The 26,156-nt window shown below is 57.7% G+C and carries 27 protein-coding genes; 4 read left to right on the top strand and 23 right to left on the bottom strand.

All coding sequences use genetic code 11. From position 1 onward, the window contains the following. From VNZ60_RS23270 to fliE, 23 genes are all read right to left on the bottom strand, one after another. On the bottom strand, window positions 1-833 hold an 833-nt coding region (locus VNZ60_RS23270; RefSeq protein ID WP_325663472.1), incomplete at its 3' end, for a S8 family serine peptidase. Between the two features lie 201 nt (window positions 834-1,034). Further along, entirely contained in the window at window positions 1,035-1,487 is a 453-nt protein-coding gene (locus tag VNZ60_RS23265) for a transposase (protein ID WP_325663470.1), read from the bottom strand. Between the two features lie 40 nt (window positions 1,488-1,527). Beyond that, the gene (locus VNZ60_RS23260) at window positions 1,528-2,028 is read right to left on the bottom strand and encodes a chemotaxis protein CheW (RefSeq protein WP_325663468.1); all 501 of its coding nucleotides are present in this window, start codon (window positions 2,026-2,028) and stop codon (window positions 1,528-1,530) included. Window positions 2,029-2,080: 52 nt separating this feature from the next. Continuing rightward, window positions 2,081-4,150: a chemotaxis protein CheA gene (cheA, locus tag VNZ60_RS23255; RefSeq protein WP_325663466.1), complete on the bottom strand. Its 2,070-nt coding sequence runs from the start codon at window positions 4,148-4,150 to the stop codon at window positions 2,081-2,083. An 87-nt stretch (window positions 4,151-4,237) separates the two neighbouring features. Beyond that, window positions 4,238-4,612 carry a response regulator gene (locus VNZ60_RS23250; protein ID WP_325663464.1) on the bottom strand — a complete coding sequence of 125 codons (375 nt, stop codon included), beginning with the start codon at window positions 4,610-4,612 and terminating at the stop codon, window positions 4,238-4,240. A gap of 12 nt (window positions 4,613-4,624) precedes the next feature. Then, entirely contained in the window at window positions 4,625-5,551 is a 927-nt protein-coding gene (gene motB / locus VNZ60_RS23245) for a flagellar motor protein MotB (RefSeq protein WP_325663462.1), read from the bottom strand. A gap of 36 nt (window positions 5,552-5,587) precedes the next feature. Beyond that, on the bottom strand, window positions 5,588-6,448 hold the full coding sequence (gene motA / locus VNZ60_RS23240) for a flagellar motor stator protein MotA (protein ID WP_325663460.1): 861 nt from the start codon (window positions 6,446-6,448) through the stop codon (window positions 5,588-5,590). 59 nt (window positions 6,449-6,507) lie between these two features. Then, a complete protein-coding gene (flhC, locus tag VNZ60_RS23235) occupies window positions 6,508-7,134 on the bottom strand; it encodes a flagellar transcriptional regulator FlhC (protein WP_325663458.1) in 627 nt (208 codons plus the stop codon). 60 nt (window positions 7,135-7,194) lie between these two features. Next, complete coding sequence (flhD, locus tag VNZ60_RS23230; RefSeq protein WP_325663456.1) at window positions 7,195-7,512, bottom strand: flagellar transcriptional regulator FlhD; 318 nt, start codon at window positions 7,510-7,512, stop codon at window positions 7,195-7,197. Window positions 7,513-8,079: 567 nt separating this feature from the next. Then, window positions 8,080-8,784 (bottom strand): Hpt domain-containing response regulator, encoded by a 705-nt coding sequence (locus tag VNZ60_RS23225; RefSeq protein ID WP_325663454.1) that lies wholly within the window; start codon window positions 8,782-8,784, stop codon window positions 8,080-8,082. Window positions 8,785-8,872: 88 nt separating this feature from the next. Next, window positions 8,873-10,483, bottom strand: a complete 1,611-nt coding sequence (locus VNZ60_RS23220) for a sensor histidine kinase (protein ID WP_325663452.1) — start codon at window positions 10,481-10,483, stop codon at window positions 8,873-8,875. 243 nt (window positions 10,484-10,726) lie between these two features. Continuing rightward, window positions 10,727-12,397: a methyl-accepting chemotaxis protein gene (locus tag VNZ60_RS23215; RefSeq protein WP_325663450.1), complete on the bottom strand. Its 1,671-nt coding sequence runs from the start codon at window positions 12,395-12,397 to the stop codon at window positions 10,727-10,729. A gap of 81 nt (window positions 12,398-12,478) precedes the next feature. After that, window positions 12,479-12,994 carry a chemotaxis protein CheW gene (locus tag VNZ60_RS23210; RefSeq protein ID WP_325663448.1) on the bottom strand — a complete coding sequence of 172 codons (516 nt, stop codon included), beginning with the start codon at window positions 12,992-12,994 and terminating at the stop codon, window positions 12,479-12,481. Window positions 12,995-13,192: 198 nt separating this feature from the next. Further along, window positions 13,193-13,840: a response regulator transcription factor gene (locus tag VNZ60_RS23205; protein WP_325663446.1), complete on the bottom strand. Its 648-nt coding sequence runs from the start codon at window positions 13,838-13,840 to the stop codon at window positions 13,193-13,195. A 172-nt stretch (window positions 13,841-14,012) separates the two neighbouring features. Continuing rightward, window positions 14,013-14,300 carry an EscU/YscU/HrcU family type III secretion system export apparatus switch protein gene (locus VNZ60_RS23200; protein ID WP_325663444.1) on the bottom strand — a complete coding sequence of 96 codons (288 nt, stop codon included), beginning with the start codon at window positions 14,298-14,300 and terminating at the stop codon, window positions 14,013-14,015. A gap of 101 nt (window positions 14,301-14,401) precedes the next feature. Further along, on the bottom strand, window positions 14,402-15,490 hold the full coding sequence (gene fliK, locus VNZ60_RS23195) for a flagellar hook-length control protein FliK (protein ID WP_325663442.1): 1,089 nt from the start codon (window positions 15,488-15,490) through the stop codon (window positions 14,402-14,404). Between the two features lie 63 nt (window positions 15,491-15,553). After that, window positions 15,554-15,883, bottom strand: coding sequence for a flagellar protein FliT (locus VNZ60_RS23190; RefSeq protein WP_325663440.1), 330 nt, complete (start codon window positions 15,881-15,883; stop codon window positions 15,554-15,556). Between the two features lies 1 nt (window position 15,884). Beyond that, entirely contained in the window at window positions 15,885-16,361 is a 477-nt protein-coding gene (gene fliS / locus VNZ60_RS23185) for a flagellar export chaperone FliS (RefSeq protein WP_325663438.1), read from the bottom strand. 11 nt (window positions 16,362-16,372) lie between these two features. Continuing rightward, window positions 16,373-17,845: a flagellar filament capping protein FliD gene (gene fliD / locus VNZ60_RS23180; RefSeq protein ID WP_325663436.1), complete on the bottom strand. Its 1,473-nt coding sequence runs from the start codon at window positions 17,843-17,845 to the stop codon at window positions 16,373-16,375. Window positions 17,846-17,923: 78 nt separating this feature from the next. Beyond that, on the bottom strand, window positions 17,924-18,319 hold the full coding sequence (locus VNZ60_RS23175) for a flagellar protein FlaG (RefSeq protein WP_325663434.1): 396 nt from the start codon (window positions 18,317-18,319) through the stop codon (window positions 17,924-17,926). Window positions 18,320-18,535: 216 nt separating this feature from the next. Beyond that, window positions 18,536-19,624: a FliC/FljB family flagellin gene (locus VNZ60_RS23170; RefSeq protein WP_325663431.1), complete on the bottom strand. Its 1,089-nt coding sequence runs from the start codon at window positions 19,622-19,624 to the stop codon at window positions 18,536-18,538. A 171-nt stretch (window positions 19,625-19,795) separates the two neighbouring features. Continuing rightward, window positions 19,796-20,491, bottom strand: a complete 696-nt coding sequence (locus tag VNZ60_RS23165; protein WP_325663430.1) for a flagellar regulator YcgR PilZN domain-containing protein — start codon at window positions 20,489-20,491, stop codon at window positions 19,796-19,798. A 9-nt stretch (window positions 20,492-20,500) separates the two neighbouring features. Then, entirely contained in the window at window positions 20,501-20,827 is a 327-nt protein-coding gene (gene fliE / locus VNZ60_RS23160) for a flagellar hook-basal body complex protein FliE (protein ID WP_325663429.1), read from the bottom strand. Window positions 20,828-21,211: 384 nt separating this feature from the next. Between fliE and fliF the strand changes: the two genes are divergently transcribed. The 4 genes from fliF to fliI are packed head-to-tail and all read left to right on the top strand — an operon-like array spanning window position 21,212 to window position 26,125. Then, the gene (gene fliF, locus VNZ60_RS23155) at window positions 21,212-22,921 is read left to right on the top strand and encodes a flagellar basal-body MS-ring/collar protein FliF (RefSeq protein ID WP_325663427.1); all 1,710 of its coding nucleotides are present in this window, start codon (window positions 21,212-21,214) and stop codon (window positions 22,919-22,921) included. Next, a complete protein-coding gene (gene fliG, locus VNZ60_RS23150) occupies window positions 22,914-23,912 on the top strand; it encodes a flagellar motor switch protein FliG (RefSeq protein WP_325663425.1) in 999 nt (332 codons plus the stop codon). The genes fliF and fliG overlap by 8 nt, the downstream gene beginning before the upstream one ends. Then, window positions 23,905-24,687: a flagellar assembly protein FliH gene (fliH, locus tag VNZ60_RS23145; RefSeq protein ID WP_325663423.1), complete on the top strand. Its 783-nt coding sequence runs from the start codon at window positions 23,905-23,907 to the stop codon at window positions 24,685-24,687. The genes fliG and fliH overlap by 8 nt, the downstream gene beginning before the upstream one ends. Next, on the top strand, window positions 24,680-26,125 hold the full coding sequence (fliI, locus tag VNZ60_RS23140) for a flagellar protein export ATPase FliI (protein ID WP_325663421.1): 1,446 nt from the start codon (window positions 24,680-24,682) through the stop codon (window positions 26,123-26,125). The genes fliH and fliI overlap by 8 nt, the downstream gene beginning before the upstream one ends. Window positions 26,126-26,156: the final 31 nt, after the last annotated feature.

Below are 26,156 nucleotides of genomic sequence, written 5' to 3'. Positions count from 1 at the left end.
GCCAGGCACCAGTTGGCGGCCAGACCGCAGCGATTGGCGTAACTGGAAATCACCCCCGGCACGGTGTCGCTGGCGGCATAACCGTTGCTGCCGCCGACGGCGTTGACCGCCGTCACCGCCAGCCAGCCGGTTTGCAGATCGCCATACAAATTCGGCAGGCTGGCGTTCAGATTCGGTTGCGCCGCACTGTCATTGCCGGTAGACCAGATAAACAAACTCTTCTGCGCCACATAAGGTTGATACAAGGCGTGCAAGGCAAGCGCCTGGCCGACCGAAGCGCCGACCGCACTGATGCCGTTGGATTGATTAAAAATCCGCGCACCCTTGGCGAACAGATCCTGGTACATCTGATTATTGAACAGCAAGCTATTGCCGGTGGTGCCGGACGCTGCCGCTTGTATGAATACGCCGGGGGCGATACCCAAGGTATTGCCAGCCAATATTTCCGTCACCTCCGTGCCGTGCGTATTACCGTTGGCGCCGTCGGGACTATAAACCGTTTTACTGATGCGCCCGGCGAATTGGGGATCGCTGACATTGAAATCGGTATCGACCACGCCAACCGTGACCCCGGCTCCGGTCAGCCCCTGTGCTCGGGCAGCTTTGACATTGCTTGGATCAAGTACATTCAACAGCGCCGGTGGCGGTGTTACCGCACTGCCGCTGCTAGAGGCAGGCGGCGTAGTTGAGGCCGGTGGCGTGGTTGGCACCGCGGACGCCGGCGGACTGGCACTGCTGCTACCGCCACCGCCCCCGCCGCAACCTGAAATCACGGCCGAGACAGCCATGGCAATCATCGATAACGAATATCGAGCAGACAGTTCCTTGTTCATGACATCCTCAGAATATTTGCTTCTATCATTGGCCTGACAGGCCATCCGTTTACTGTATTAACGGACGTCGTCGGGCTTTCTTGAACGGCAAATTACGAGTGTGTCGGGAGCTGTCTCTGTATATTTTTACTTCACGAAAACTGAATTCCAGCAGCTGCAAAACATCTGCAAAATCGCTGCAAAACTGCTGCACAACAGTTGCTAAAGCGCGATGCCCCGCATCACCAGGCCAACCCAATGCGAAGTCGATTCGTCCACGCCGAATGATCTTTTTCCAGCAGCGTCGCCCTTGCCCAAGGATGAGTTGTAAACCAGTTTCTTCGCACGTCTCGCCAGCCTTTGCTTGATGCGCCCGGTTTGCTGGTCGCCATACGCAACGATCTCGTGGAACATGGATTTCAGCAGCGCATCATCGTACAGATCTTGTTCCAGCTGGCGCCAGATGTCGCACTCGTTCCAGCGCCGGAAACGCATATAGGTGGTATTCCATTTACCAAACTCGGCAGGCAGCTTGCGCCATATGGATTTACTGTCGATGATCCAAAGCACAGCGTCGATAAACAAGCGGTTATCCCGGCCTTTTGCGCCAGGATCGCCCTGTTTGCCTATCAATAAAGGCTCCAGTTTTTGCCATTGACTATCACGAAGTTTCATCTTTGATTTCCTGTCTGCAAATGACTAGATTGTCACCACATCAAACCAGTTCGGGGGTATCAAACAAAGCCATGTCTGCACTGCACATGAGCTTTTCTATATCGATCAAAATCAGCATGCGTTGTTCCACCGTACCGAGGCCGCTGAGATATTCGGCCGACAAGGCGGCGCCAAACTCAGGCGGCGGTTTGATTTCGTCGCGCCCCAAAGTCAGCACATCGGATACGCCGTCAACCAATATGCCGACCACACGTTCAGCGATGTTCAAAATGATCACGACTGTCTGATGGTTGTATTGGATATTTTCGAGGCGGAACTTGATACGCAGATCGACGATAGGCACGATGATGCCGCGCAGATTGGTCACGCCTTTGATGAATTCCGGCGCGTGGGCAATCCGGGTCACGGCTTCGTAGTCGCGGATTTCCTGCACCTTCAGAATATCGATGCCATATTCTTCGCTACCCAGTGTGAACACCAGGAATTTCTGTCCCTCTGACTCATCATGCCCTGCCAGAGTCTTATTGTGATCATTGACCATTCCATTCTCTCTCTTCATCAAGATTTTTATGCTGCATCAGTCACGCAGCAGCTCAGGCTGCCGCCAGCAACGGCGCTTTCTCGCGGTTGGCGCGCTGTAACGCTGCCACGTCGACAATCAGCGCAACGCTGCCGTCGCCAAGAATGGTGGCGGCAGAAATGCCCGGGACTTTGCGATAATTTGTTTCCAGGTTTTTCACCACTACCTGGTGCTGGCCGACCAACTGATCTACCAGCAAAGCGAAACGTTTTCCTTCACCGTGCAAAATCACCACGATGCCTTGGGTCGGATCGGTACGTGCATCGGCGACGCTGAATACACGATGCAACTCGGTCAGCGGCAGATATTCGCCACGCACATGCAGCACCTGTTCCTCATTGCTGACGGAATGAATATCTTCAGCGCGTGGCTGCAAGGATTCGATCACATAGTTCAGGGGCAGGATGTAGACTTCGTTGCCGACCTTGACCGACATGCCATCCAGAATCGCCAGCGTCAACGGCAATACAATCTTGGTAGTAGTGCCATTGCCCTGACGCGAAGCGATCTCGACATGGCCGCCCATTTCCTGGATATTGCGCTTGACCACATCCATGCCGACGCCGCGCCCGGAGACATCGGTAATCTTTTCCGCGGTAGAAAAACCGGGAGCAAAAATCAGTTGCCAGACTTCGTCGTCGCTGATCGTGTCGCTGATGGCCATCCCTTGCTGAATCGCTTTTGCCAGAATTTTTTCCCGATTCAAACCGGCGCCGTCATCGCTCACTTCAATCACGATATTGCCGCCCTGATGCTGGGCCGACAACAGCAACTGGCCGACCGGATCCTTACCGGCAGCAATACGCTGCTCCGATTTTTCGATGCCGTGGTCAAGGCTGTTACGCACCAGATGCGTCAGGGGGTCGATGATCCTTTCGATCAGGCTCTTGTCCAGCTCGGTAGCTTTACCAAAGGTCACCAATTGCACCTGCTTGCCAAGCTTGTCGGTCAGATCCCGGACCAGGCGCGGAAAGCGGCTGAATACATAATCCATTTGCATCATGCGGATCGACATCACCGATTCCTGCAAATCGCGGGCGTTGCGTTCAAGTTGTCCCATGCCGTTCAACAGGCGCTCATGCAACACCGGATCCAGCGTCGCCGCGGTCTGCGCCAGCATCGACTGGGTGATCACCAGCTCGCCGACCAGATTGATGATCTGGTCGACCTTTTCCACATCGACCCGGATCGAGCTGGACTCTTTGGGCGCCGCTGCTGCGGCCGGACTGGCTGCAGTTACGACAGCCTTCGGCGCTGCCGATGTTGCCGATACCGCCGCAATCGGGATCACCTTTGCCGGTTCTGCCGATTCTGCTGCCACCGCCGGCATCGGTTCGACCAGGTCGATCGATGCGATTTCCGCTTGCGCCGCTGCCGCCGGCACTGCAGATTCCTGCACGATCTCGATCTGATCGAGATCGATAATGAAGCAGCACACGGCGATGATATCGTCTGCCTGGCAGCTGGTTTCCAGCCACAGGGTCAAACTGTCTTCGGTGTGCGTCTGCGCTGCCACCTCGCCCAGATTCGCCAGCTCCGCGCTCAACAACTTGCGATCGCTCTCGGATACTTTCGAAAATCGCACCCGTAGTTGCGCGCTGCCGGCGGCGCTCGCGGATGGCGGCGCAGCCACCGGTACGGCGACGGCAACCGGCACCTTTGCTACAGCCGCCTTGTTGCCAGCAGCGGGGCCGGCGCTTTCTTCCTGCGCCAATTGTTGCAATATCGCGCAAATCCGCGCGACCATTTCAGGATCAGGTTCTGCACCGGCCCGATAAGCACTTATCTGTTCTTGTAGCACGTCTTTGGTTTCCAAAAATGCGTCGATCATTTCCTTGCGCAGTCGTATTTCCTGATGACGAGCACGGTCCAGTAAATTTTCCAAAAGATGGGTAGTGTCGGTCAACGCCGTAAAACCGAAGGTGGCGGCGCCGCCTTTGATCGAATGCGCCGCGCGAAATATGGCGTTCAGATGTTCGCTGTCGGGCGCATCCATATCCAGCCCCAGCAGCAACTGTTCCATTTCGGCCAGCAGTTCATCCGCCTCTTCAAAGAAGGTCTGGTAAAACTCGGTGATATCCATATCGTTTGTGATCTCCTTACTGCGCTCTTTGATTGTTTGGCCCGCTACTGCACTCGGATGGCAAAGATCCTTGCCAAGCCATCGTCGCTATCCTGCATCCAGTAAACTGGCAACCACTTCCAGCAAGGTTGCAGGTTCTATCGGTTTTCTCAGCCAACCGCTGGCGCCAGCTGCCCGCGCATCGGCCTTTTCGGTATCGCTGGCTTCTGTGGTGAGCACCAGGATCGGTGTCTCGGCATGGCTTGCCAACTGCCGCAACTCGCGAATCAACTGGTGGCCGCCCATGGTCGGCATATTCCAGTCGGTCAGCACCAGGTCGATCGCTGCTGTGCGTGCATGCTGCATCGCGGCCGCACCGTCTTCTGCCAGCAGAACCTGATAGACATCTCCCGCCAGAGTCGCAGCAATCAGCTTGCGCATTACCGCCGAATCGTCCACCACCAGTATTGTTCTAGTCGTCATATCGGTTTCTGCTCATGGCTTTTTTGCTGTGGCGCCTGGCGGCGGCTTAAGCGCTTCCTGCCGCAACTGGCTGGCGCTATCCTTCTGCCCATCTAGCTTGGCGCCGGCATTGCTGCCGCTGGCGTTTTCCTGTTCGATCTGCGCCTGCGCCCGGTGATTCAACACTACGATGCTGATGCGTCGATTGATCGGATCGAGCGGATCTTCCTTGTTCAAATCCATGGTCGAAGCCACGCCAATCACGCGCAACACCTTTTGCTCGGTCATGCCGCCGCTAATCAATTCGCGCCGCGAGGCGTTGGCACGGTCGGCCGACAACTCCCAGTTGCTGTAGTACTTCGACGCCAGCACATAGGGCGTGGCGTCGGTGTGCCCGGCCAGGGTGATCTTGTTAGGCAGCTCATTGAGCACCGGCCCAATCTCGCGCAAAATGGTGCTCATGTACGGCTGCACCTTGGCGCTGGAAATATCGAACATCGGCCGGTTACGGTTATCGACGATTTGAATCCGCAAACCTTCGCTGGTGATATCGATCAGCAACTGCGGCCGGAACTGCTTGAGCACCGGATTGGCGTCGATCACCTGTTCCAGCCGGCGCTTCAGCGAGCGCAGCTTTTCGCTATCGGCGGCGTCGGGATTGCTGCGCTTGTCTTCGCCGTCGACCTGGGTGAAATCGGTGCCGCCGCCGGGAATCACGCTGCTGCTGGTGCTGCTCTTTTCACCGCCGCTGATGGCAACTTTCAGCGGCATTTTGAAATACTCGGCAATCCCTTCCTTTTGCTTGGGCGAGGAAATCGACAGCAGCCACATCACCAGAAAGAACGCCATCATCGCCGTCATAAAGTCAGCGTAGGCGATCTTCCAGCTGCCGCCATGCGCCTGATGCTTGGCGGCGCTTACCCGCTTGACGACGATGCGCTGCTTATTAGTCTTGCTCATGCGGCCTCCGTCGCCATTCCGACCGAACCAGCAAAACTAGCGGCTCTTGACTTGGCGCACATGATCATCCAGTTCCGTGAACGAAGGGCGTTCGGTGGAATACAACACCTTGCGGCCGAATTCCACCGCCAGTTGCGGCGCATAACCGTTCAGGTTAGCCAGCAAAGTGACCTTGATGCACTGATACATTTTTACCGATTCCGCCACCTGATGTTCGATCAGCGTTGCCAGCGGCGAGACGAAGCCGTAGGCCAGCAAGATCCCCAGGAAAGTGCCGACCATCGCATGCGCAATCAGCTCACCCATTTCCGACGGCGGCAAGTTGGCGGAGGCCAGCGCATGCACCACTCCCATGACTGCCGCCACGATGCCGAATGCAGGCAAGGCGTCGCCAACCTTGGCCAGGCTGTGCGCCGGCACTTCAGCCTCGTGCTTATAGGTTTCTATTTCGTGATCCATCAGCGATTCGATTTCAAAGGCATCCATATTGCCGCTGACGATCAGGCGCAGATAGTCGGTCAGGAATTCAATCACGCGCGGATCATGCTGTACCAGCGGATACTGAGCAAAGATGGGGCTGTTCAAGGGATCGTCGATATCCCCTTCGAGCGCCAGCATGCCGTCTTTGCGGGCTTTCGCTAGCAATACGTAAAGCAGGGCCATCAACTCCATGTACAAGGCTTTATTGTGCTTGGAACTGCGCAGCAGTTTTGGTAATTCCTTAAGGGTGGCCATGATGGCCTTGCCATCGTTGCCGACCACAAAAGCGCCGACTCCGGCGCCGCCGATCATCAACAATTCGATCGGCTGAAACAACACGCCAAGGTGGCCGCCCATGATGGCGTAACCGCCAAACACGGAAGCTATAACAACGATATAGCCAACAAGAACTAGCACTTTTAATTCCCCTTGAAATGAATCTTATGCGGCCGTCCGGATCACCGTTCTCGCTACACTCAGGCGACGCCGCCTTTGGCATGGCTGGCAATCCGATGCGGCTGCAGCGGCGGCGGCATATAACCGTGGCCGGTATCGAGCTGCTGATCCGCGACATGCGAGGCACTCAGCTTGCGTGTCTTGCCGGCACGTGACGGCGGCCGGCACAAGACACAGACGAAACCGTTTTGCAAATCGTGGGCGTGCGCCACAAAGCGACCGTTGCAGCGGCTGCAAGTGCTTAGCTGCAGCATGCCGCTGTCGAAGAAACGGGTCAGGGTCCAGGCTCGTGTGAAATCCAGCACCGGCTTGCTGCCTTGCCGTTCGGCCTGCTCCAGATACAGCCGGTAACTCTTGACCACCGCAACAATCTGCTGGCCGTCGCCATGCGCCAGCATGAAGCGGTAGATGTTGTAGAACATCGATGAATGGATATTCGACAACCAGGTCATGAACCAGTCGGTGGAAAACGGCAGCAATCCCTTGGGTGGAGAAATGCCTTTGATTTCCTTGTACAGCTTGATCAGGCGATCGCGGCTCAAGGAGGTTTCCGCCTCCAGGAATTGCAGGCGCGCGCCGAGTTTGATCAGGTCGATGGCCAGTTGGATTTCCTGGGCTTCCAGGATCACGCTTTTGTTAGTAGCCACGATTGCCGGCTCCCAAGGTGAACACCGTTGCAGCAGTTGCGATGGTCCGCATGAATGATGTCATCGGATCCCCTCCAGCGGTTGTCCTGCCAGCAGGATCGAGGCGTGTGCCTGTTGCAAGGCGTTGTCTTTGTCGGCATGCGTCAGAGATGAAAGAATCGCGTGATCGTCAAACCGGAAGCGGCACAACAAAAGGCTGGATGCAGCCAGCTTTACCACTTGCGATAATGACAGATTACCTAGCAGCTCGGCCAGTTCCCGGCTCAATCCCATACGGAACATGGCTGTCGCTTTATCCTCGCGCAACAGACGTTGCGCCAGCAGTAGATATGACAGATTGACTTCGCTTATCTCGTTTACAAATCCATTACTGTCCATGCTTTTCCCCAGACTGAAACTACTTATGAGTGATAACGGCAATGTGTGAGCAATCTTTTAGTTTTTGTATTTTCAGAACTCATTTCATCAATATCCGCGAGTGCGAACGCGCGGCAGGCGTTGCGTGCCTAGGCGCGGCGACGCGACGTAGCGGCACTACGGCAAGGAGCTGCAACAACGGCATGCGACGCCTGCAGCCGTTCCCGAAGGGTTCTTGCCAGAAGAGGCGCTGGCCGCGTTGTGCTCCTTGCCAATAGCTCGCTATTGGACGCGTCGCACGCCTTGCCAGCACCTCTTCTGGCAAGAACATCTCACGGATGTTGATGAAATGAGTTCTATGCTGCTTCCAGGCAATTATGGGATGTTTCAAAAAGGAAATAAGTCGGTAAGGTTCTCGATATGAATGAAACTTTTGGCTGAATTGATGTAGGCATTGTTCCTACGTCAGCACCGCATTGCACGGCAGCCAGGAGAGTGGAGATAAAATAGCAGAGTGATACAGCCGGAACAGCGCTGGAACGGCCGCTGCTGCGGTAACGCAGTGGTCACACAACGTTCACGCAACGTTCACGACAGCGGCGCCGGCAGGGCCGGGTTTGGCTTGAGTTGCAAAGCCAGCCGGTCCAACGCGTTTTGCAAGCGATAGTAGGCTTCTTCGATATTCTCAGATTCGCGATTGCGCGATTGGTTCTCGATTTCCGCTGCAGTTTGTGAAATTTCTTTTTGTTGCAATACGGCGGCGGCGCCGCGCAAGCCGTGCGCGATGCTCGCCGTCTCCGCCCATTGTCTGTTTTTAATGCTGAGCTTGAGACTGGCCAGTTGCAGATAACCGAATTGCAGCAAGTCCGTTAGCAGGTCGTCGGGCGCGCTGGACAGGGTCGCTGCCAATTTCTGCGGCACCACCGGCGCCAGCGTCTGCCGCAGTTGTTCGCGGCTGATAGGTTTAGTCAGGATGGCAGTGCAATCCAGGCCTCTGGATTCGCGCTGCAAATATTCGAGCGACATGCCGCTATACAGAATCATCGGGATCGGCGGCAAGCTCGATGCATCCGCCTCCCAGCGCCGCACCCGGTGCAACAATTCGACGCCAGACATGTCTTCCAGCACATAGTCGGTAATCACCGCAACCGGTCGCGTATGCGTCAGCCACAGCAAGGCTTCGGCGCCAGTCGCCACCAGTTCGCTCTGCCAGCCTTCCGCCGCCAGCTGCGCCTGCAGCATGCGGCGATTGATAGGATGATCTTCGACTACAAGAATTAATGCTGAACGCATCGCCACCTCCTAGCGGAGAAGATATCCTGCTTCAACATCCTTGTCATCTAGTGTAGTAAACCCGAGATCTGCCTTGGCGGCAGACCATTCAACGTGCATTCAGAGGTATGTTCAGATTGACCACGGTGCCGACTCCCACTTCAGAATCGATGCGAATGCTGCCGCGTATCAAATCGGTAAACTCCTTGGCCAACGACAAACCCAAACCCAGGCCGCGGCTGCGACCGGTACGCACCGATTCAGCCTGATAGAAATATTCAAACAAATGTTTCAATTCGCCTTTGGAGATGCCGGGACCGGTATCCAGCACCCGGATCTTGAGTTTGTTCCTGAACGTGGTGACTTCTATCGTAACGCCGCCGGTGACGGTGAATTTGACGGCGTTGTCGAGCATGTTATTGAGAATCTGCGACAGCCTGACGCGATCGCACAGAAAATTGCCGGGCAAGTCCGGCGCCAGCCGCATCTGGAAACTCAAGCCTTTTTTATCGGCATTGATTTTGTGCATGGAGCCGATATATTCGAAATACGCCAGCGTGTCGATATTCTCGTGAAATATCACCACCCTGCCGGCTTCGATACGGGCCAGGTCAAACAAAGTGTTCAACAAACCATGCAGGTAGATCGAGCTTTGATGAATCAGGTCGCCGAATTCCCGGCTCTGTGGATCGCTGCTGGTGTCTCGAACCAGTTCGGAATAACCGTGGACGCCGCTCAAAGGTGTGCGCAGCTCGTGCACCACCGTCGCCAGAAAGCGCGATTTTCGTTTGTTGGCGTCGCTCGCGCGCCGGCGCATCGCATCGTATTTGCGCACCACTTGATACTGACGCTTGATGGTGCGATAAGCTAAACCGATCAATAACAAGATCAATAAGGTCGGCACGCCGGCGTACGTCACATACCCCATCAGCTTGAGACTTGCCTGCCCTGGCAACGGCTCCGGGTAGGGCAGTTGCACCGACAGCAGGAGCGGATACGGTTCCAGCTTGCGCGATACCCATGAATGCTGGTCGTCAGGCGTATGATGATCGGCGAAAAGCTGATTCTTGCTCAGCTCGCTGTCGTCCAGCACCATGACCGTTTCATCGATCCGCCGCAAAATCATTCTTTCGTCTTCCAGCGCGCCGTCGGCGGCAATACCGTCGCTGCCGACCACCTGCCGCTCGCTGGCGCGAATCCGATCGAGGCTCGCATACAACGCTGGCAGGCGATCTACTGCAAATTCCAGTTCGACCATGCCGGCAAAATCACCCGTGGCGGAAAAGATGCGCCGCGCCACGTGCATCTGCCATTGGCCGCTGCCGGGCAATTTGCGCGGGCGGCCAAACCGCAAGCAGTCATCCAGATGATCGCGATGTGCAATATACAAATCGTTGCCGCTCCAATCGGCCGCTGCCGTTTGCCGGGTCGACGCGACCAGGCTCCCGGTCTGGTCCACTATCGTCAGCTGCGTGTACAAGCTGCCAAAGATCTTTGTGTAGCGCTGCAGATCGACTTTGCCGTCGGCACTTTGGTAATCGTCGCGTACCAATCTCAGCAAGCGATCGCGTTCATCTATGGATCGCAGCAAACGCTGGGAGAAATCGCGCACCACGATGGTGTGGCTGAGCTGGATGGTTTTGATATCGCGTTCGTACTCGGAACCGATTTGATAACCGGCGTATAGCCAGACGTAGCCAATGATGAGAATGGCAGTCACGGCGATCGCGTAGACCAGGCGCAAGAAACGCGGTCCGCAAAAAATGTTGTCCGTCTTTGAAACGGTTAGCAGGCGGCGCCAGGCAGAGGTAAATCTTTGCATTACGATGGGCATACAATCTATTGGAAACTGTGACGGATATTACCGCCACAATGCGTGATGCCCGTCGGCGACGATCGTGTCGTCACCGGCGTAGCTCAGGCATGTTTGCCATTATCCCGCATCGTGCGCCCCTGTAGCTCATCAATTTACACTTACCAATGCGGGCATGGGCCGGCCATCGGCGTGATGCGGGTCTGTTGGCTCCAGAAGTGTGGTCGATTCTGCAAAACCTTGTTTTTCAGATATGCCTGAATATTCCTGCCCGGCGCCCTCTGTCAAACGGAAGATGCTGACCGCTTGCAGCAATTCCCCGGCCTGTTCCTGCAAGCTGTGCGCTGCTGCTGCCGCCTGCTCTACCAAAGCGGCATTCTGTTGGGTAGCCTGATCCATTTGCCCCACGGCCTGGTTGACTTGTTCGATACCGCTGCTCTGCTGCGCGCTGGCGGCGGCGATTTCGGCCATTATGTCGACCACGCGCCGGATCGAGGCGACGATCTCGCTCATGGCGGCGCCAGCCGCGTCCACCTGTTTACTGCCAGCATCGACCTTGTCGACCGAGGCGCCGATCAATGCCTTGATATCCTTGGCAGCAAGCGCCGAACGCTGCGCCAGATTGCGCACCTCGGCCGCCACCACCGCAAAACCTCGTCCTTGTTCACCGGCCCGGGCTGCTTCCACGGCAGCGTTCAGCGCCAGTATATTGGTCTGGAAGGCAATGCCGTCGATGACGCCGATGATATCGCTGATCTGGTGCGAACTGTCCTTGATCAAGGTCATGGTGGCGACCACCTCGGCCACCATCTGACCGCCGCCCAGCGCCACGGAAGCAGCATTTTCAGCCAATTGGTTGGCCTGTCGCGCATTGTCCGCATTTTGCTTGACGGTTGAAGTCAATTGCTCCATCGAAGCAGCGGTTTGCTCCAGGCTGGCGGCTTGTTCTTCGGTGCGGCTGGATAAATCCAGATTACCGGCGGCAATCTGGCGCGAGGCGCTGACGATACTTTCGGTGCCGTTGCGGACCCGGCTGACCGTGTCTCGCAAAGAAAAAATCATCTCTTCAATGCCGCTCAACAGCTGCCCGGTTTCATCTTTGCTGTTGACCTCGATGCTGGCGCTAAGATCGCCCTGCGCCACCCGCTGCGCTACACCGACTGCCGCCCGCAGCGGCTTGACGATGCCGCCGGTCAGGCGCCAGGCAAACACCGCGCCGAGGAGAATTGCGAGGGCGCTGAAAGTAATCAGTAAAGTTTTTCCGGACTGATAGTTGGCTGCGATAGCCAGCGCCGAATCATCGATTTCCCGACGCTGGGCATCGACCAGTTTTTGCAGCTTGCTCAGGTATTCCTTGCGCGCTGGATCCAGCTCCTTCTCTATCATGGCAGCCGCACTTTCTGCACTGCCGTACTGGCGCGTGGTCAGCACGGCGTCTCGCAATTCGGTGTAGGCGGCGCGCGCTGCGGCGATCTCCGCCAGCGCCTTCCTGCCCTCTTCGTTGGATAGCCCATGCAGCTTGGTTTGCAACTCCGATGCGCGCGCCGATGTCGCGCTCATTTCCGACTGAAAAATCTGCTGGGTTTTGCTGTCGTTGCTGCGCACCACCGCCATCGTACGCACCGCGTTGACCGCCACTGCATCTCGCCACTCCGCCGCCAGTCGTTCGCGCACCAGCGATTGCGAGACCATGGCGTCGGCTGCCGCGCCGGTTTGCTGCAAGCGCCAGATGCCGATCCCTGTAATCGCCACTACCAGCAGCAATATGAGCGTAAATCCGACCGCCAGCCGGACCCCTATTCTTGTATTCCTGAAATTCATGTCCCCTCCTGTTTCAGCGACTCTGCCGGTCAGGCGGTCAGCTTGACGTCAACTTGCTTTCAACCAGCTTTCAACTTGCGGTCAGTTTGCGGTCAGCTTATTGATCAGGCCGATTTCATCGCTAGACATCAGTTTGTCGATATCCAGCAAAATCAGCATGCGATCGTCAAGCGTACCCAGACCGATCAGATAATCGGTGTTGAGGACCGTGCCCATCTCCGGCGCCGGTTTGATCTGCTGGCTGGACAAGGTGATGACATCGGACACGCCATCGACCACCATGCCTACCGTGCGCTGGCCAAGATGCAGGATCACGACCACGGTAAACTGGTCATAGCTGGAGGCAGCCAGTTTGAACTTGATCCGCATATCGATGATGGGTGTAATGACCCCGCGCAGATTGACCACGCCTTTCAGGAAATCGGGCGCGTTGGCGATCTGGGTGACATTGTCATAACCGCGCAGTTCCTGCACTTTGAGGATATCGATGCCGTATTCCTCCTTACCCAAGGTAAAGGTCAGGAATTCGTGGCCGGCGACCTCATTTTGAACAGTGGAACGGTGGAATTGCGTCGGCGTTTGAGCGGCAAGCGTCATGAACTTGATCCTTGATAAATTGAAAGGCACTTGCTGTCGCACCGGATCTCGGAAGTCCGGCTTCACGCAGCACTTTAAGCGATTCAATATAAACAGGAACAAGCGCTATCGATGTCGCGAAAAGGGCTTGAAAAAGCCCTCTATTTGAGGTTTGGAAACATGGCAAGGCTGCCATCGGGCGCAGGATCGAATTGCTACTTATTCGAGCAAACCATGCTCGATGACGTAGCGAGTCAACTCGGCGTTGGTGCGCACGCCCATTTTTTCGAATACGCGGGAACGATAGACACTGACGGTCTTCGGGCTGATAGAGAGATTTTTTGCAATTTCGGTGCGAGTCTGGCCAGAAGCGATCATCCGCACCGTCTGGAACTCTCGGTTGGACAATTGTTCATGCGGCATCAGGTCGTCTTCTTCAATGACATGATTGGCCAACGATTCCGCCAAGCCTTTGCTGATGTATTTACGGCCGCGTGCAACCACCCGCACCGCCTCCACCAACTCATCCGGTGCGCCATCCTTGGTCAGGTAGGAAGCGGCGCCGGCCTTCAAGGCGCGCACTGCGAATTGTTCCGGGCCGTGGCTGCTCAACACCATGATGCGCAGCATAGGTTCACGCTTCTTCAGCAGATGCAGGATTTCAATACCGTCCTTGCCCGGCATCGAGATATCCAGCAACAGGACGTCGCACGGTTGGTCCCTCAGGATATCGGTGATGCCGTTGTAATCGCTAGCTTCGCCGACGACGATAATGCCCGGGCTGGCATTCAGAATATGCTGCAGCCCGCGCCTGACAATGCGATGATCATCAGCGATCAATACCCGAATCGGTGATGCAACTTTCATATCCATGACTCTTTGAACAACCCCAATTCACACCCAAGGAACGAGCATTATCGATCCGCGATCAAGTCAGCACAACACTGGAAGGCAACTATATCTACAATTCGCACATATTTTGCTACGATGCCGGCAAACGATGCCAAATGAATAATATTGATATTCGCTATCGCAAGATTCAAACGGGTCCAGACTGCTCCTGGCGCTCTTCCAAGCCATACACCCATGCCAGCAACTCAGCCACCGCCAGATAAAGTTGCGGCGGAATCTGCTGGTCCAGATCGACATGCATCAGCAGCTTCACCAGATCGGGCGACGCGTGCACATACAAGCCGTTTTCACGCGCCCGTTGCAGAATGGCGTCAGCCACCACACCATAACCCTTTGCCACCACCAGCGGCGCCTGGTCCTTGCGTGCATGTGATAACGCTATCACGCTTTTACGAACGGAATCCTCAGTTGCCACTGCTGCGCACCCGCTTGCTGCCGCCGTCGATCTGACCCATGCCGATTTGCCTTACAGGCAAAAAACATATCCTTGCGGCAAAAAACATTACTCTAATACAATTATTTATCTTTGATGTCATTTTTTTCATCCGATTGCTGCTCTACCGGCGCTTGTGGCAATTGCGCCACTTGCAAATCGCTCAAATGCATGCCGGCCGTCGAAAATCGCTGCCGCAATTGTGCGCTGTCAGCGCGCATCGCGCTAAGCGTGGCCGCCTGCGTCGCGCCCAGATCGGCGCGCCAGCTATCACCCGCCAGACTCAGGCGCAATTCGATACTGCCGAGGCGCGGTAAAGTCAGGCTCAGGCTGGTGCTCCAGCTGGGCGGGTGCTGCTCCGGATTGCTCTCACGCTCATTAGCGCCCTGCTGGCGCCGCCCCTGTTCCGTGATCTCCCACCCCATGGCGACGCCAGGCCAGGCTTCACCGCCCCAGCGGAATTGCGACAACGCCAGTAACTCAAGCTGTTGGCGCACCAAGGGAATGGCGTCCGCAGCGATGCTCGCCGAGACATGGCTGGAGACGGTGGCGGGGCTAGTGCTGGTTGCCGAATCGGCGGCAGGATCGGCTGCAAAAACGATTGCAGAAGCGGTAGCAGCAGCGGTAACGGAATCAGCTTGGAAATCGGCTGCCGCAGACGGCAACATCAGTTGCGCCTGCGGTTCCTGCAGCAGTTGCGGCAGCGAGCGCTGGCCGCTGAAAAATTGCAATAAATGGGATTCGTAAAACAGACCGCTGCCAGCAACGCTACGCGCCAGCGCCGCCGCCAATTGTTGCGGCTGCGGCGCGGTGGCGGCCGGCCACAAGGGAGCGCTGCCACGTACCGCATCGCCCTTAGCCGGCGTGCTGCCCAGCAGTTCGCTGATGACGCGCGCAGCCGCGCTCAAGCGGGCACCGTCGGCAAACTGGGCTGGCGGCCGGGCGCTGCCTGGCTGAGTTAACCGAGTTAACGTTAACTGGCCAGGATCGACCCCGAGCTGCCGTTCAACCGCTGCCCTGGAGGGCAAGCGGGTATCGTTGGCGATCGCTTCGATATCGGTGACGGCGTCCGCTGCATAGATCGCAAGCTGCCCTTTCAAAGGCACCAGATCCGAACGTTGCGCGGATGCCGGCGCCAGCAATTTGTCAATTAAAGGCGTGCCGCCGTTCATGCTGCGTGGCCAGCGTTACTGCCGCCGCTACTGCCGCTGTTACTGCCGCTGTTACTGCCGCTGTTACTGACCGTAAGCATGATTGAGATGCTGCTGGCGATGCATATTTCCTAGCAAGCTGCTCAATTGCGCCAGCTCTGGCGTCACGATGTCGCGGATTTCCGCGTCGGCGGCCAGGATCCGGCTCAGCAAGCTATGCTTGCGCACTAGTTGCGACGGCTCCAGGGGATGCGCCAATTCGATCCCTTTCAAACGTTCGACGCAAGTTTGAAACTGCTGTCCCAACAGCACCAGGCCGTCCCAGTCGCCGGCGCGCGCCAGTTCCAGCATGCGGCCAGTCAATGGTGCGATTTTTTCGTAACAGTCCATCACTTCATGTTGGGGCGTGCTCATCTCATCCCCTTATCGAAAGATCGCCGCCAGCCAGGCTGGCTGGCGCTGGATTTGTTGGCGCGGCATTGATTTCGCGCCAGGCGGAAGCAATGTTTTCCAGCAAACGCTCAGCTTCGTCCAGCATGCCGGGATCGTTGTGCAGATTGGCATACAACAAGCGCTGATTGATGTAGTCGTAGAGCGCCGACAAGTTAGCCGCCAGCTCGGCGCCGGCGCTGCCCCCTGCCTCGGCATCCAGGCTGGCCTTGAGGCCGCTGTCGATGATGCTGACCGCTTTCGAAATGGCGTTGCCTTTGGCAACGATATCGCCGCTTGCCATGTGATGCCGCGCCATGCTGATGGCCGCCTTGGCGCCATCGAACAACATGGTCAACAGCTGCTGCGGCGAAGCGCTCATGACCGCGCTCTCGATACCGACCCGGGCATAGGCGCGAGCGCCTGGATTGCGCACCGGCACGGCTGCAGATGATGTGTACATGTAACCCCGCCTTATTTGGAAGTACCGTTGATTGCCGCGAATTGCTGGGTAAGATAATTACTGGTCTGGTTCATGCCGGCGATCAACGAATCGAGATCGGTAAATTGCTTGGTATAGCGCGCAATCGTGGTGCTGATCATCGACTGCGTGCTGGTCATCTGCGTCGCTAGCGTTTTCAAGGAACTGTTCAAACCGCTGACCGCCGTCTTCAACGGCCCGTTGCTTGCCGTGAAACCGGTCAGCAAGGTCGACATGGTCGAACCGAAGCCGGTAGTGCCGTTGGTGCTGGTGAACAGGTTTTGCACGCCGCTCAGATTAGTGCTCAGCGCTGCTGTCAATTTTGTCGAATCGACCGCCATGGTGCCGTCTGCCTGGAACGTCACACCGATCTGCGCCAGCATGGTCAACGGCGCGCCGGTACCGCCGACCAGGGCCGGCTGCGGCGTATTCATGGTGTCGCGGATCCGCATCTGGATGTTGCGCAAGGTCGCATCGCCGGCCAGCGGCGCTTGCTGATAGGTATGGCTTGCCGCATCTGCACTAAAGGCGGTCAACTGCGCAGTCTGAGATTGCAAGCTGTTATAAGCGGAGACAAAATTAGTAATCGCAGCTTGTACGCTGGCGGTATTGTTTTGCAATGACAGCGTGCTGCTGCTGGTGCTGAGCAGCGTCATGGTCACGCCTTGCACCGCTTCCTTGACGGTATTGCTGGCGCTGGTGACGCCGATCCCGTTCACCGTCAACTGCGCATTCTTTGCTGCCACGGTCTGCTGCAGGTTTTGCGTCCCGGCCGGGTCGTTCGCCAGCAGGTTCGACAAAGCTGCGTCGCCGCTGACTGAAATTTGCATGCTGGATGTAGCGCCGGTCGTATTTGAAGTCAGCACCAGGCGGTTAGGGCTGCTGCTGCCGTCGTTGACGATCGTTGCGGTAACGCCCATCGCCTTGTTGGCATTGATTGCATCGCGAATCCCCGCCATCGAATTATTGCTGGAATTGATCGTGATCGAAGTTGCTGCACGGGTGCTGTCCGCGGTAAAAGTGGCGCCGCTATATTTACCGGTGACGGGATCCAGCGTGCCGCCTGCGACCGTGCCGAATTGCAGCGTGACGGTACCGGAACCTATGGTCGAAGCCGCGTTGGCAACACCCGGCGTGGCCAGCGATTGCGCTTGCGCCAGCTGGCTGACATTGATCAGATACGAGCCGCTGGTGGCGGTGGTGCTGGCAGTGGCGGTTAACACGGCGGGTGCGCTTGAGGTCGGCGCGATGCTTTGAAACAGGGTCGGGCTGCTCAGCTGTGCAGCCGCAGCCTGCAAGGCGCTCAAGGCGCTTTGCACGGTGCCGTAGGCAGATAATTTAGCGTTATAGGCAGTCTGCTGATTGGTCAACGCATTCAGCGGCGCATTTTCGGCGACGGTGATGCTGCTGAGCAAAGTGTTCAGAGGCAGTCCGGATGCGGAACCCAGGGAAGTCACTAGAGCCATCTCATTTCCTTTTTACTAAATTGCGTTGTCAGTGCTTACACGATCTGCGCGCGGTCTTCACGCGGTCTTCACGCGGTTTTATGCAGTTTTTTCCAGCAGCACACCTTTGAGCTGGCCCATGACCTTGGCAATCCGCACCACTTCCTCGCTAGGGATTTGCAAGACCACTTTGCCATCCTGTTGATCCACGACTTTTAAAATCACATCTTTATAACCGGGGTCTATCTGGAATTGCACGCTAACCGCCTTAAGCTGCAACTGACGATTCAGCGCATCGATCTGGCTTTGGATCTGCGAGCGCTCAGGCACGGCGGCAAGCTTATCGCCCAACGCCGCCACGCCTGCATGCCTGACAGCGCCATCGGCGGCGGTGGTCTGGCCCGCAACTTGTTTATCGCCACCGGCAGCAATGTTCAGACCAACTGAAGCCTCAACTGCCGGCGCGTTGATTGCAGAAATCCCATCGATAGCCATAACGCCCTCTTCTATCATTTCCTTGTCCGCTCAGTTCTGCTCCGGCAAAGTTGGGCAAAACTGACTGGACAAAGCTATTGAAACAAGCCTGTTGCAAGAGTGGGCCGGCCGCACGGTATGTTGCAACACCGGCCAGCCCACGATTCCCGCAAATCTCAGCCAACGCATTAAGCTGCATAAGCTGTGTTTGCGGAGTCACTCAACGTTGATTGACGCTTATTGCAGCAATGTCAAAACGCTTTGTGTCGATTGGTTCGCCTTCGCCAGCACCGAAGTACCAGCTTGTTGCAGAATCTGCGAGCGTGTCATGTTCGACACTTCAGTCGCGTAGTCTGCATCTTGAATGCCGGAACGCGAGGACGACAGATTGGTCACTGTAGTGCCCAGGTTGGCGATGGTCGAAGCAAAACGGTTTTGCACGGCACCCAGCGAGCTGCGCAGGCTGTCGACTTGCGACAAGGCGCTGTCCATTGCTGTCAACGGGCTGCTGCTGGCGGCTGTCAACGCTTTCGACGAGTCATAGGTCACTGTCGCAGTAGGAGCAGCTGCAGTCCCGCCTTGAGTCGCGTCCGCTACAGTCACGGTAGCAGCGTAGAAGTTGGCGCCGTTCTTGACGTAGGTATTGCCGCGTGCGTCAGTAACCAGATCGGTGACAGCTGCAGTGAAACCTGCTGCCGGATCGCGGTTGACAGCAGTGAAGCCGCCTGCAGTGACGGCGGTTGCGGCGCCGGTGTTGTCCTTGCCGGTAGGTGTCAACGTCGCTGTCGCGCCGGTAGGACCAGCCAGGTTCAACGTGTTCAGTTTCAGCGCAGTCGAATCGATTTTTTGCAAACCGATGCCGATAGTCTGGCCGTCGTTGGCGCCGACTTGAATATTCAGAGTCTGGTTAGTTGCCAAAACTTTGACGCCGTTGAAGTCAGTTTGCGAGGAAATACGGTCGATTTCCTTCAGGCGCTGGCCAACTTCATCCTGGATCGATTGCAGATCGCTGGAAGAGTTAGTGCCGCTGGCTGCTTGTACCGACAATTCACGGATACGTTGCAAGTTGTTGTTGACTTCAGTCAGCGCGCCTTCAGTGGTTTGCGCCAGCGAGATACCGTCGTTGGCGTTACGCGATGCTTGTGTCAGGCCGGTGATGTTGGCTGTGAAGCGGTTCGCAATAGCCTGGCCAGCAGCGTCATCCTTAGCGCTGTTGATACGCATGCCGGAAGACAGGCGTTGAATCGCCGAGCTCAGCGAAGCTGCCGATTTGGTGAGGTTGTTTTGGGCTACCAGTGACAGAATATTGGTATTGATGACAGACATGGCATAACTCCTGTTGCTAAAGTTTATGGGTTCCGGCAAGCCGCCGTAACGCTGGACTCGCTCCCGGGCAAAAACAACTACCAGGACAAGCAAGCCACCGTTATTCAGGTTATCGGCAATTGCCCGGAAAACATTTAGGGCCGATCATCAAAAATAAAGCGAGGCGCCGCCTCAGGTGTTCAATAAACCGCCAAGGCTCTGTCTGGCCTGATCCAGGTCGACGTAATAACAACCGAAATGGTTGACCAGACCATCCGGCCCCTGCACGATGCGGCTAAACACCACCCGTAAATCCACCAGCAACCTGCCGGAAGAGCGGAAATCGAGCACCGCCGCCGGCAATACCGTACCCACCGGCAGCGCTTGCAAGGAGACATAGGTCGAGCGCAAACCGATGCCGCGCGCGCTCAGATCGTGGACATCGAGCACAAAATCGTTGCCGTCGCGGCGTTTGGCGCGCACCACGCATGCTTCAGCCGGCTGCATGCCGATGCGAATGAATTTCCGATGCGGAAAAAACGCAACGCAAGTCGGCAGCGCCGCCGCCAACGCGGTCGGCCACGGACTCATGCTGATTCGCGCAACGCTGGTCACGAAGCGCACCCCGGCGCCATCCAGCGCACCGTCAAAACATAATAAGTCGCCAGGCAGGTAATGCGCCCCGCTGCCGTCAGCGTCGCCGGCATGGATAAAGATGTCGTGCGCCAGCGCCACCGCCACCAGACGGGTAGCGACAGCTTCGCCGCCAACCGCCAGGCGCATGGTCATTGGGCTGTTCTGACGCTCCAGCTCGCGCAAGATACTTTCGATATCGGCCGCATTCTGCAGCAGATAACTAGCGCCCTGATCTAAACATGCTTGATCCAAAACTGACTCTCAAGCTGGCATATTCATGATTTCCTGATAGGCCGCAACCACCTTGTTACGCACCTGCAGCCCCATCTGAAAGCCGACATTGGCTTTTTGCAAATCGATCATCACATCATTCAGCGAGACCCCAGGCTTGCCCAGTTCGAATGCCTCGGCCTGCCCGGCTGCATGCTGCTGGCTGTTGCTGATACGTTCCAGCGACCTTTTCATCTCGTCGGCGAAACCGCCGCCGGCGATAGCATTGCCTGCGCTGCCTATGCTGCCACCGCCGCCGGCAATTTGCGCCGTCGCCGTTAATTGCTGCAAAACCGATTCAATCGCAGATATCGCCATATTTCATCCTCTCTTGCCTGGTGTTTCTGAATTCTCATGACCACCCTTGAACCCGGCGCACATGACCTGTTCCCTAAATCTGCTCCTTAAATCTGCTCTATGCGCCTTCTGCTCCTGGCGATCAGCTATTGCCAAGCAGCGTAACAGCAATGATTTTTTTGCATAGCGGCAAATGATGGGAAAAAACACAGCTATTCGAGCGATCGAAATACCGGCTCGCCGTTGACAATCATTAGCGTCGACACAGGCTGTCTTGGCTTAGGCGACTTACCTTTGTTGACAACTGTTACCCCATTCTAAGGAAGCCTGCTGTATGTCAGATACACAGAAGCGCATAGCCAACACCAGTAGCCGTTACAGCCAGTCCTCATCCGAGGTACCGGCATGAATGCTGCCGTCACCGGCGCCAGCCTCCCTGGCGACAAGAAACCGTCGTTGCTGGAACAGTTGCGCGCCAATCCAAAGCTGCCGCTGATGATCGGCGCCTCGCTCGCGGTGGCGGCGCTCGCCGCTTTCTGGTTGTGGAGCCGGGCCCCCGACTATCGTGTCTTGTACAGCAACCTGTCGGATCGCGACGGCGGCGCCATCATCGCCTCGCTGCAGCAGATGAATATCCCCTACAAGTTCGCCGAAGGCGGCGGCGCGGTGCTGGTGGCTGCCGAGCAGGTCCATGAAGCGCGCTTGCGGCTGGCCTCGCAAGGCTTGCCCAAGGGCGGCTCGGTCGGTTTTGAATTGATGGACAACCAGAAATTCGGCGTCAGCCAGTTTGCCGAACAAGTCAACTACCAGCGCGCACTGGAAGGTGAACTGGCGCGTTCGATAGAATCGATTTCAGCAGTCGAAGCGGCGCGCGTCCATCTGGCGCTGCCCAAACCTTCGCTGTTCGTGCGCGACCAGCAAAAGCCCAGCGCATCGGTAGTGCTCACCTTGCATCACGGGCGCGCCATCGATGACGGCCAGGTCAGCGCCATCGCTCACCTGGTATCGAGCAGCGTGCCGGAACTGAACGCCAAGAATGTCACGATAGTCGATCAAAGCGGCAATCTGCTGTCGACGCCAGCCACCGGCAATCGCGGCCTGGATGCGAGCCAGCTTAAATATTCCCAGGAAATCGAACAAAGCTATATCCGCCGCATCGAAGCAATTTTGCAACCGATAGTCGGCGCCAGCAATGTACGGGCGCAAGTCGCGGCAGATATCGATTTCTCGACGGTCGAGCAGACCGACGAAAAATACACGCCGAACCAAGACCCGACCAAGGCCGCCATCCGCAGCCAGCAGTCGAGCGACGCCAATCAACAAGGAGCGACCCCGCCGGGCGGCGTACCGGGAGCCTTGTCGAATCAGCCGCCGAGCAATCCGACTGCACCGATCAGCACTACTGCACCAAATCAGCCAGGAGGGGCCAACGCGCAAAACAATCAGGCCAATGCCGCGAACAATGCACCCCGCAGCGGCGGCTCCAGCAACGTACGGCGCGACGTCACCACCAACTATGAAGTGGATAAAACGATCAGCCATGTACAGCAGAGCGCCGGCGCCATCAAACGATTGTCGGTGGCGGTAGTGGTGAACTACCGCGGCGCCGCCAACGCCCAGGGCAAGGCAGTGGCGCAAGCACTGCCGGCGGCCGAACTGGAACAAGTGAAAAACCTGGTCAAGCAGGCAATGGGCTACAGCGCCGAGCGTGGCGATTCGCTGAATGTGGTGAACAGCCAGTTTGCCGGCGATGCGCCGGAACCTGAGTTGCCGGTGTGGCGCCAGCCTGACAATATCGAGTTGGCCAAAACCGCAGGCAAGTATCTGTTGCTCGCGATAGTCGGCCTGTGGCTGTGGTTCGGCCTGGTGCGGCCGCTGCTGCGCAAACATTTGCAAGGGCCGCAAACTGCCACAGCGGCAGAAGCGGAAGCAGCGGCGGCAATTGCCAACGCAATGAGTGAACCGTCGCCCGAGCAAGTCAAGCGCAATGAAGAAGCAAGGCAACGCGAGGCTGACCGCCATCAGGACAATATGCAGCACGCACAGGACCTGGCCGAGAAAGATCCGCGCCTGGTGGCCATGGTAATCAAGAACTGGATGGGCAACAATGAGTGACGACGGAATCAGAAAAAGCGCGATCCTGCTGATGTCGCTGGGTGAAGACGGTGCTGCCGCCGTGTTCCAGCACCTAAGCCCGCAGGACGTGCAGAAGCTCGGCATGGCGATGTCCAAGCTGCGCCAGGTGACACGCGAACAGATTGCCGAAGTGATGGAAGAGTTCCGTCTTGAAACCGAGCAGTTCTCGGCGCTCAACCTGGATTCCAGCAGCTATATCCGGGCGGTGCTGAACAAGGCGCTAGGCAGCGATCGCGCCGCCAGCCTGATCGAAGACATCCTCGAATCCGGCAACAACTCCACCAACGGCATCGATACCCTGAACTGGCTGGAAGCCAACGAAGTGGCCGAGCTGATCCGCGACGAACACCCACAGATCATCGCCACCCTGCTGGTGCATCTGGATCGCAGCAAGGCCTCCGAAGTGCTGGAACTGTTCACCGAACGTTTGCGGCACGACGTCATCCTGCGGGTTGCCACCTTCGGCGGCGTGCAGCCGGCCGCGCTCAGCGAACTGACCGATGTGTTGTCCGGCCTGTTGTCCGGACAGGGTGTCAAGCGCAGCCGCCTGGGCGGTGTCAGAGCTGCGGCGGAAATCCTCAACCTGATGAGCAGCACGCAGGAAGAAATCGTCATCCAGCACGTACGCGAACACGACGGCGATCTGGCGCAACGGATTATCGACGAGATGTTCCTGTTCGAGAATCTGCTGGAAATCGAAGATCGCGGCATCCAGCTGTTGCTCAAGGAAGTCGAATCGGAATCGCTGATCATCGCCCTCAAGGGAGCAGCGCCGGAGTTGCGCGAGAAATTCCTGCGCAATATGTCGCAACGCGCTGCCGAAATGCTGCGCGAAGATCTGGAAGTGCGCGGCCCGGTCAGAGTTTCGCAAGTCGAGACCGAGCAAAAGACTATCCTGCAGATCGTACGCCGCCTGGCGGATTCCGGCGAGATCGTGATCGGCGGCCAAGGCAACGATGCTTATGTCTGATCTGGATCAAGTTCAGCGTCGGTTACCGCCACGGCGCACAACGCCGCCTGCCGCCAATCTGCCAAAACAGCAGATGACTGCCTGGCAGCGTTGGGAGATGACGGATGTACAGCGGCCAGACCCGCAATTGCCGGTTGATCCTGGCGATGCGAAGTCGTCAGCGACATCGCTCCCGGCCGAGCCGATGCTGGCGGAACTGGCGCCAAAACTGCTGATAGACGAAGCAGAATTGCAGCGCCTGCGCCAGCAAGCACAGCAAGCCGGCGCCAGCGAGGGCCGCCAGCAGGGCCATGCCGAAGGCTGGCAGGAAGGTTATAACGCCGGCCTGGAGAATGCGCGCAACGAAGCTGAGAGCCTGCGCGCATTGTGCATGGCCATGCCTGACGCCTTGCGCCAGGCGGAAAAAGAAGTGGCCGACGATTTGCTGACACTGGCGCTGGATATTGCGCGCCAGGTAGTGCGCCAGGCCTTGGCGCTAGAGCCGCAACTGATCCTGGCCGCAGTCCGCGAGCTGTTGCAGACCGAACCGGCATTGAGCGGCACGCCGCGCTTGCTGCTGCACGCCGACGACATGCCGCTGGTGCAGCAATATCTGGCGGAAGATCTGCAAGCCGCCGGCTGGCTGCTGCGCAGCGATCCCGCTATCACACGCGGCGGCTGCCGGGTGCAAGCCAGCAGCGGCGAGCTCGACGCCACCATGGAAACCCGCTGGCAACGCGTAGTGGCGGCGCTTGGCCGCAGCCAGGCCAGTATCGCCGCGCCATCCCATGACTGATCATTCCTCGATTGCCACAGAGATGCCGGCCAACAATCCCCATCTGCAAGCCTGGCGCAACAGGCTGGGCAACGCCAGCCTGAGCGTAGGCCGCAGCATTCCGATCCGCACCTATGGCCGCCTGACGCGCGCCGTCGGCCTGGTGCTGGAGGCAGTCGGCTTGCGGCTGCCGGTGGGCAGCGATTGCCTGATCGAACTGCCGCCGGGATATGCGCAGCGCACCACCGAAGCCGAAGTAGTCGGGTTTGCCGGCGATCGCCTGTTCCTGATGCCGCAGACCGAAGTCGCCGGCTTGTTGCCGGGCGCTCGCGTCTACCCGCTAGAAGCTACGGCTTCGTCGGCCAACGGCAATCCGCCAGCCGAGCCCGGCAGCAAGCGCCTGCCGGCAGGCGCAGGCATGCTAGGACGCGTGGTCGACGCCGCCGGCCGGCCGCTGGATGGCCTCGGCCCCTTGGATTTCAGCCGTGAAGTGCCGCTCTCGGCAGCGCCCATCAACCCGCTGGCGCGGGCCCCTATCGACAGCGTGCTGGATGTCGGCGTGCGCGCCATCAACGCCCTGCTCACGGTCGGCCGTGGCCAGCGCATGGGATTGTTTGCCGGTTCCGGCGTCGGTAAAAGCGTATTGCTCGGCATGATGGCGCGCTACACCAGCGCCGAAGTGATCATCGTCGGCCTGATCGGCGAACGCGGCCGCGAGGTCAAGGATTTCATTGAAAATACGCTAGGCGTGGAGGGTCTGGCGCGCGCGGTAGTGGTCGCCGCGCCGGCCGATACCTCGCCGCTGCTACGTTTGCAGGGCGCCGCCTACGCCACCTCGCTGGCCGAATATTTCCGCGACCAGGGCAAGGATGTCTTGCTGATCATGGATTCACTCACCCGCTACGCCATGGCGCAGCGTGAAATCGCGCTGGCGGTGGGCGAACCGCCGGCCACCAAAGGTTATCCGCCTTCGGTCTTCGCCAAGCTGCCAGCGCTGGTGGAACGCGCCGGCAACGGCGCCCGTGACGCTTCGGGTAAAGGCGGCGCGATTACCGCCTTCTATACCGTGCTGACCGAGGGCGACGATCAGCAAGACCCGATTGCCGACGCCGCCCGCGCCATCCTGGATGGCCACGTGGTGCTGTCGCGCAGCCTGGCCGAATCCGGCCACTACCCGGCGATCGACATCGAAGCCTCGATCAGCCGCGCCATGACCTCGCTGATCGAACCGGCGCAGTTCGATGCGGTGCGGCGCTTCAAGCAAATGCTGTCGCGTTATCAGCGCAACCGTGACTTGATCAGTGTCGGCGCTTACGCCGCCGGACATGATTTGCAACTGGACAAGGCGATTGCCCTGTATCCGAAAATCGAAGCGTTTTTGCAGCAGGGAATGAGCGAGCGCGCTGACTATATAGAAGCGATCACGCAACTGGAGCAGTTGTTTCAAGCGGATTATTGAGAGTTTCATCAAGCATGACAAAAGTCATCTG

It is taken from the genome of Collimonas sp. (assembly GCF_035566375.1).
Lineage (GTDB): Bacteria > Pseudomonadota > Gammaproteobacteria > Burkholderiales > Burkholderiaceae_D > Collimonas.
The sequence above is the reverse complement of the archived record's forward strand: the minus strand, read 5'-3'. Positions and strand labels throughout refer to the sequence as shown.

Coding starts and splice junctions, on each gene's coding strand:
- VNZ60_RS23265 (WP_325663470.1), bottom strand. CDS start 1,487: ATGAAACTTCGTGATAGTCAATGGCAAAAACTGGAGCCTTTATTGATA.
- VNZ60_RS23260 (WP_325663468.1), bottom strand. CDS start 2,028: ATGGTCAATGATCACAATAAGACTCTGGCAGGGCATGATGAGTCAGAG.
- cheA (WP_325663466.1), bottom strand. CDS start 4,150: ATGGATATCACCGAGTTTTACCAGACCTTCTTTGAAGAGGCGGATGAA.
- VNZ60_RS23250 (WP_325663464.1), bottom strand. CDS start 4,612: ATGACGACTAGAACAATACTGGTGGTGGACGATTCGGCGGTAATGCGC.
- motB (WP_325663462.1), bottom strand. CDS start 5,551: ATGAGCAAGACTAATAAGCAGCGCATCGTCGTCAAGCGGGTAAGCGCC.
- flhD (WP_325663456.1), bottom strand. CDS start 7,512: ATGGACAGTAATGGATTTGTAAACGAGATAAGCGAAGTCAATCTGTCA.
- VNZ60_RS23225 (WP_325663454.1), bottom strand. CDS start 8,784: ATGCGTTCAGCATTAATTCTTGTAGTCGAAGATCATCCTATCAATCGC.
- VNZ60_RS23215 (WP_325663450.1), bottom strand. CDS start 12,397: ATGAATTTCAGGAATACAAGAATAGGGGTCCGGCTGGCGGTCGGATTT.
- VNZ60_RS23210 (WP_325663448.1), bottom strand. CDS start 12,994: ATGACGCTTGCCGCTCAAACGCCGACGCAATTCCACCGTTCCACTGTT.
- VNZ60_RS23205 (WP_325663446.1), bottom strand. CDS start 13,840: ATGAAAGTTGCATCACCGATTCGGGTATTGATCGCTGATGATCATCGC.
- fliK (WP_325663442.1), bottom strand. CDS start 15,490: ATGAACGGCGGCACGCCTTTAATTGACAAATTGCTGGCGCCGGCATCC.
- VNZ60_RS23190 (WP_325663440.1), bottom strand. CDS start 15,883: ATGAGCACGCCCCAACATGAAGTGATGGACTGTTACGAAAAAATCGCA.
- fliS (WP_325663438.1), bottom strand. CDS start 16,361: ATGTACACATCATCTGCAGCCGTGCCGGTGCGCAATCCAGGCGCTCGC.
- fliD (WP_325663436.1), bottom strand. CDS start 17,845: ATGGCTCTAGTGACTTCCCTGGGTTCCGCATCCGGACTGCCTCTGAAC.
- VNZ60_RS23175 (WP_325663434.1), bottom strand. CDS start 18,319: ATGGCTATCGATGGGATTTCTGCAATCAACGCGCCGGCAGTTGAGGCT.
- VNZ60_RS23170 (WP_325663431.1), bottom strand. CDS start 19,624: ATGTCTGTCATCAATACCAATATTCTGTCACTGGTAGCCCAAAACAAC.
- fliE (WP_325663429.1), bottom strand. CDS start 20,827: ATGGCGATATCTGCGATTGAATCGGTTTTGCAGCAATTAACGGCGACG.
- fliF (WP_325663427.1), top strand. CDS start 21,212: ATGAATGCTGCCGTCACCGGCGCCAGCCTCCCTGGCGACAAGAAACCG.
- fliG (WP_325663425.1), top strand. CDS start 22,914: ATGAGTGACGACGGAATCAGAAAAAGCGCGATCCTGCTGATGTCGCTG.
- fliH (WP_325663423.1), top strand. CDS start 23,905: ATGTCTGATCTGGATCAAGTTCAGCGTCGGTTACCGCCACGGCGCACA.
- fliI (WP_325663421.1), top strand. CDS start 24,680: ATGACTGATCATTCCTCGATTGCCACAGAGATGCCGGCCAACAATCCC.